This window comes from Planctomycetota bacterium, from assembly GCA_038746835.1.
Taxonomy (GTDB): Bacteria; Planctomycetota; Phycisphaerae; order Tepidisphaerales; family Tepidisphaeraceae; genus JBCDKH01.
Window position 1 is genome coordinate 1 of the sequence record JBCDKH010000225.1, and the last position, 5379, is coordinate 5379.

The following is a 5379-nucleotide window of genomic DNA, read 5'->3' on the forward strand; positions in this document are numbered from 1 at the left end:
GCGTCCGACCAGCTGCTCGACCGCCGCACGGCGATTGAAGCCGCTGCCGAGCGTGACGTTCGATGCCGGATACGCCTTGGCCGCGTGCTTGCTCGGCCCTTCGACCATCAGCTCCAGCCGTCGGCCGACCAGCTCCAGGTTGCCGCGCTTTGTGACTTCGTTCTGAACGGCAATCAGGTCGTTGCAGCGACGACGCTTGTCCTCTTCGGCGACGTCGTCTTCGAACCGCTTGATCGCGACGGTGCCCGGCCGGGGTGAGTACTTGAAAACGAACGAGTTCTTGAAGCCGCACCGCTCCACCACACCGCGGCAGGTCTCGTACTCCGCCTCGGTCTCGGTCGGGAAGCCGACGATGAAGTCGCTAGCGAGGCTGACGTCGGGCATCTTCTCCTTGGCCCGGCCGATGAATTCTTCGTACTGGCCGATGGTGTAGCCGCGGTTCATCGCCTTGAGCAGGCGATCGCTGCCGTGCTGGGCCGGGACGTGGAGGTACCGGCAGATGCGATCGCAGTCGCGCATCGCGTCGAGCGCTTCGTCGGTGAAGTCGCGCGGGTAGCTCGTGACGAACCGCAGCCGCGGCAGTGCCGGCACCGCCTCGTGGATCTGGTAGAGCAGGTCGGCGAACGTCGTCGTTCGGCCGTCGCCGTGGTCGAAGGCGTAATGGTTGATGGTCTGCCCGAGCAGCGTCACCTCGATCGCCCCGCCGTCGACCAGCCGCTGCACCTCCGCCACGATGTTGCTCGGCGGCCGATGGACCTCCGGCCCGCGCGTGTATGGCACGACGCAGTACGTGCAGAACTTGTTGCATCCACGCGTGATCCGCACGTACGCCTGCCGCCCGACATCCGCCGGACTCGTCGCGCGGGACAGATCGAGCAGCTCCAGGTTGTCCTCGGCTGCGTCGCGTGTGGACGTGCGACGGGCCGTCGACCCCATCAGCGCCGATCGCTGCCCGTCGCGTTCACTGACGAGCGTCGCCAGCTTGTCCAACTCGCCCGGCCCGCAGAGCAGGTCGACGTGCGGGAAGCGGTCGAAGATCCGCAACCCGTCGCGTTCGGCCATGCAACCGATGACGCCGATCGTCAGGTCGGGCCGCTCTTCCTTGGCCTGCTTCAACTCGCCCAGCCGGCTCCAGACCTTCTGCTCGGCATGCTCGCGAACGCTGCAGGTGTTGAAGATCACCACGTCCGCCTCGTCCCGATCCGCCGTCGGCTCGTACCCGTCACGCCGCAGTTGCCCTGCGACGAGCTCGCTGTCGAGCACGTTCATCTGGCACCCGAAGGTTTCGAGGTAGAGCTTGCGCATCTTGCCGGGCATCGTGAGCACGGAGTTTAGCCCATGGTGGTGTGCGGCTGGGTAGACTTTGCTCATGCCAGCGGGCACCGACACTGTCGACGAGGCGCAAGAGGCGGCGGCGGAACGGCCGCATGATCAGCCGGAGCTGCATGCGACGGACGAAGCCTTGGAGGAGGTCGCGGCCGAGGGGCAAGAAGGGCTGGAGCTGCGGGAGAGCGAGGAGTCCTTCGCGCGGGCGGTCGAGGTCTTGCCGGGCGGCGTGTCGTCGCCGGTGCGGGCGTTCGGGGCGGTCGGTGGGACGCCGGTCTTCGTTCGGTGCGGCGCTGGTTGCCGGGTCGAGGACGTCGATGGGAACGTCTACGTCGATTACGTCGGCAGCTACGGGCCGTTGATCGCGGGGCATGCCAACGAGCGCGTGCTGGCGGCGATCAGCAAGGTGGCCGGACGTGGGACGACGTTCGGCTGTCCGACGACGCTGGAGATCGAACACGCCGAGACGATTCTGTCGGCCCTGCCGGGGCACGACCTGTTGCGATTCGTCAACTCCGGCACGGAAGCCGCCATGAGCTCGATCCGGCTGGCCCGGGCGGCGACGGGTCGGGACAAAATCATCAAGTGCGTCGGCTGCTACCACGGGCACGTCGACGCCCTGCTCGTCGAGGCCGGCAGCGGTGCGATGCAGCACGGCACGCCCTCCTCGCCGGGCGTCACGGAGTCGCTGACGCGGAACACGCTGCTGGTCGACTACAACGACCTCGAAGGCGCTCGCAAAGTCTTCGAGGAAAACCCCGACACCATCGCCTGTTTCGCGGTCGAGCCAATCGCGGGCAACATGGGCCTGGTCGAACCCGAGCCGGGATACCTGCAGGGCCTACGCGACCTGTGCGACGAGTTCGGTGCCCTGCTGCTGTTCGACGAAGTGATGACCGGCTTCCGCGTGGCCTGGGGCGGAGCGCAGACGCTCGGCGGGCCGCGATACGGCGTGCAGCCGGACCTGACGTGCCTCGGCAAAGTCATCGGCGGCGGACTGCCGGCGGCGGCGTATGCGGGCAGGCGTGAGCTCTTGGAGCAGGTCAGTCCAACCGGTCCCGTGTATCAGGCCGGGACGCTCAGCGGCAATCCGCTCGCCATGGCGGCCGGGGCGGCGACGCTGGACCTGCTCAAACCCACGTCCGACGACGAGCCCGACCCCTACGACCAGCTTGAGGCCGCGGGCGTCTATCTCGAAGAGGGCCTCAAACAGAAGGCCGAGGGTCGTGGCGTGCCAATCACGATCAACCGCGTCGGCAGCATGATGGGCCTGTATCTCACCGAAGAGCCCGACACGCCGGTGACCAACTTCAACGCGGTCACGGCAACCGACGCGCGCCGGTTCGCAACCTTCTTCCACGAGTTGCTCGTGGGCGGCGTGATGATCCCGCCGAGCCGGTTTGAGTCGTGGTTCCTCGGGCTCGCGCACGACGAGGAGTCGCTTGACCGCACGCTCGATTCGGCGGAAGCGGCGTTTGCCGCGGTGTCGTCGACGTAGCTGTCGCGCCAAGTGAGCCGCCCGCGTGAGCGGGCGCCTCTGAGAACGAGCCCCGAGCGTGAGCGAGCGGGTCAGGCGAGCGTCCGGACCCGCTCGCTCACGCTCGGGGCTCGAATCCGAGAGCGCGTGTTCGGAGCGGAATTCGGAGCAGCCTGAGATGCGTCCCTCGACGGCCTCTGCGTCAAAACGACATTTTTATCGGGCGACCCTTTGACGCGGGCCGTCGGCTTTTGCATCATCCACCGCGGGCCGAAGGAATCGGCCCGATCGCGACGACGTCTGCGGGCGTTCATCGCAGCCATCCGACTCTCGACTCCCCGTGCACATGGAGGTGCCCGTGCGTCCCGCATTCGAATTCGATCCGCCCGTCCGGCAGACCCGTCTGTTCCACAGCAGCAGCCGCGTGCCGAGCCACGCGCTGCGTCTTGCCGCAACCGCGTTTGCCGCGTCGTTGCTCGCCGTCGCGACGCCGACCGTTGCCGTGCCAACTGCGGACGATCCTGCGGTGGCGTCGGTGGGCTCTGGCATGCTCGCCGCCAGGCAGTTCGCCGGCATCGCCGCGCGTGAGGGCGTCGTCGTTCGTGCCGGCCCGAGTGCGGGCGACGTGGAAGTCACGACGCTTGGCGAAGGTGCCGAAGTCACGGTCATCGCGCGTCAGGCGAGCTACCTGCGAATCCTGCCGCCGGACGGCACGTTCTGCCTCGTGCCCAAGAGCCGGGTCGACGTTCGCGGCACGATCGCCGAGGGTCCGCAGACCGGGCGCGTCAGCGAGTCGCTGAGCGTTCGCGTCGGCAGCACGCTCGACGACAACAACATCGGCCGCACCGCCGCACGCCTCCGCACGGGCGATGTGGTCCGGGTGCTCGGCGAGCAAGGCATCTACTACCGGATCGAGCCGCCGAAGATGGTCTTCTTTTACGTGCCCGTCGCTGAGATGCGCAAGGGACGCGAACTGGTCGTCGCCGAGACGCCGGCCGGTTGGGACGTGAACGAACTGCCGATCGCTGCCGCCGAAGTCGAGCCGTCGCTGCCGGTCGAGCCCGAGGTCGAGACACCCGAGCCCGTCGCCGTGACACCGGAGCCGGTGATCATTGAAGAGCCCGAAGTCGAGCCGGAGATCGTCATCGACGAGCCCGAGGCTCAGCCGGCCGAGGCCGAGGTCATCGAGCCGCTGCCCGTCGCGATCGAAGAGCCCGCGATCGATCCGACGTGGATCGAGCGGTTCGAGTCGACCGACACGCTCTACCGCGAGCAGGCCGAGCTTCCGCTGGAGGACCAGCCGCTCGAAGAGCTCGAGGCCCGCTACGCGGAGCTGCTGGCCGAAGCCCGCGCGTCCGAGCTTCGCGGCATTCAAGAACTCGCCCCGGTCGTCGAGGCACGCCTCCGCACCGTCACGATTCGCCGCGAAGCACTGGCCGATCTGGAAGCGATCCGCCAGCTGCGCGAAGGCGTTGACGAGCGCCGCGCTGCCCTCGTCGCCGAGCGCGAGGAGCTAAGCGAGCGCGTCGAGATGGGCAAGATCAAGCTCTATGAAGCCGTCGGCGAGCTCCAGCCAAGTTCGCTGCAGATCACCGGCGGAACGCTGTTTCGGCTCGTCGATCCGCAGTCGAAGCGGACGCTGATCTACCTCCGCTGCGACGGCGAGATCGTCGAGCAGATCGCGGGCAAGCTGCAAAAGTTCATCGGCGTCCGCGGCGAGGTCGGCCGCGACGAGATGCTCAAGCTCAAGTACGTCCGCGTGACCGGCATCGACCGCGTCAACCCGTCCGACGTCTTCGGCTCGGTTGCGGCCAAGCTGATCCCGCCGAGCATGGTCCAGCCGGGCGAAGTCGCTTCTGCTTCGGAGTGACCGGCGACCGATCTTCGCTACGCATTTCCGTCATCCCGAGCGCAGCCGAGGGACCTCGTCAGATCGGATCAACGACACACGCGAGGTCCTTCGACTCGCTCCGCTCGCTCAAGATGACAGAGATGATGGTCCGGTAGCGTGGAAACCCTCGCGTAAACGAGTTGGATCACCGATGAGATGACGTCGAGACCCTCGCGTCATGAATGGCCTGCCGACCAACCCCGTCTACGCCTCCGGCCTTGCCTCGGCCGCGGCGTCGACACAGGTGGCCAAGCGGGAGCAGGCGCGCAAGCTCGCCCAACGAGAGCCTGCCCCAGAGACGGCCAAGCCGGCTCCGACGGATGAAGAAGTCAAAGGCGCCGAGAAGCCACCAGAACTGTCGAGCGACCTGCCGCGTGAAGATGCCGCGGACAAGGTGCAGCGTCATGTCGACGTTCGGGCGTGAGGTCGCGCTCTGTGCGACAATCCGGAGTGCTTTAAATAGCGAGCGATTGGTGACTCCGCGCGTTTCGCGGTGATCGTTAGCGCGATGCGACGCAGGTGTTCGTTGGGGTCGGTTGTCGCGGGTCGAGGCGTCGTAGGCTGCTGCTGCTGCAACCTTGTGGGAAGCCGCGCATCAACGCTGCCGGGAGTGGGAGCTGCACGTCGTCTGTGAAGAAGATCATCGCCCTCATCGTCGTTTTGCTCGTCGTCGCCGCGGTTGTGA

Annotated in this window: 5 protein-coding genes; 3 read left to right on the top strand and 2 right to left on the bottom strand. The window is 67.1% G+C overall.

Annotation, left to right across the window (positions count from 1 at the left end):
* Positions 1–1317 (bottom strand): tRNA (N6-isopentenyl adenosine(37)-C2)-methylthiotransferase MiaB (gene miaB, locus AAGI46_15425; protein MEM1013597.1); only part of this gene is annotated, 1317 nt, incomplete at its 3' end.
* Between the two features lie 178 nt (positions 1318–1495).
* Here miaB and hemL point away from each other — a divergent pair.
* From hemL to AAGI46_15440, 3 genes are all read left to right on the top strand, one after another.
* The gene (gene hemL, locus AAGI46_15430; GenBank protein ID MEM1013598.1) at positions 1496–2824 is read left to right on the top strand and encodes a glutamate-1-semialdehyde 2,1-aminomutase; all 1329 of its coding nucleotides are present in this window, start codon (positions 1496–1498) and stop codon (positions 2822–2824) included.
* A 337-nt stretch (positions 2825–3161) separates the two neighbouring features.
* Entirely contained in the window at positions 3162–4673 is a 1512-nt protein-coding gene (locus AAGI46_15435) for a hypothetical protein (protein ID MEM1013599.1), read from the top strand.
* A gap of 199 nt (positions 4674–4872) precedes the next feature.
* Positions 4873–5118: a hypothetical protein gene (locus AAGI46_15440; protein ID MEM1013600.1), complete on the top strand. Its 246-nt coding sequence runs from the start codon at positions 4873–4875 to the stop codon at positions 5116–5118.
* A gap of 76 nt (positions 5119–5194) precedes the next feature.
* Here AAGI46_15440 and AAGI46_15445 read toward each other — a convergent pair.
* The coding region (locus AAGI46_15445; protein ID MEM1013601.1) for a hypothetical protein at positions 5195–5379 on the bottom strand (185 nt) is incomplete at its 5' end.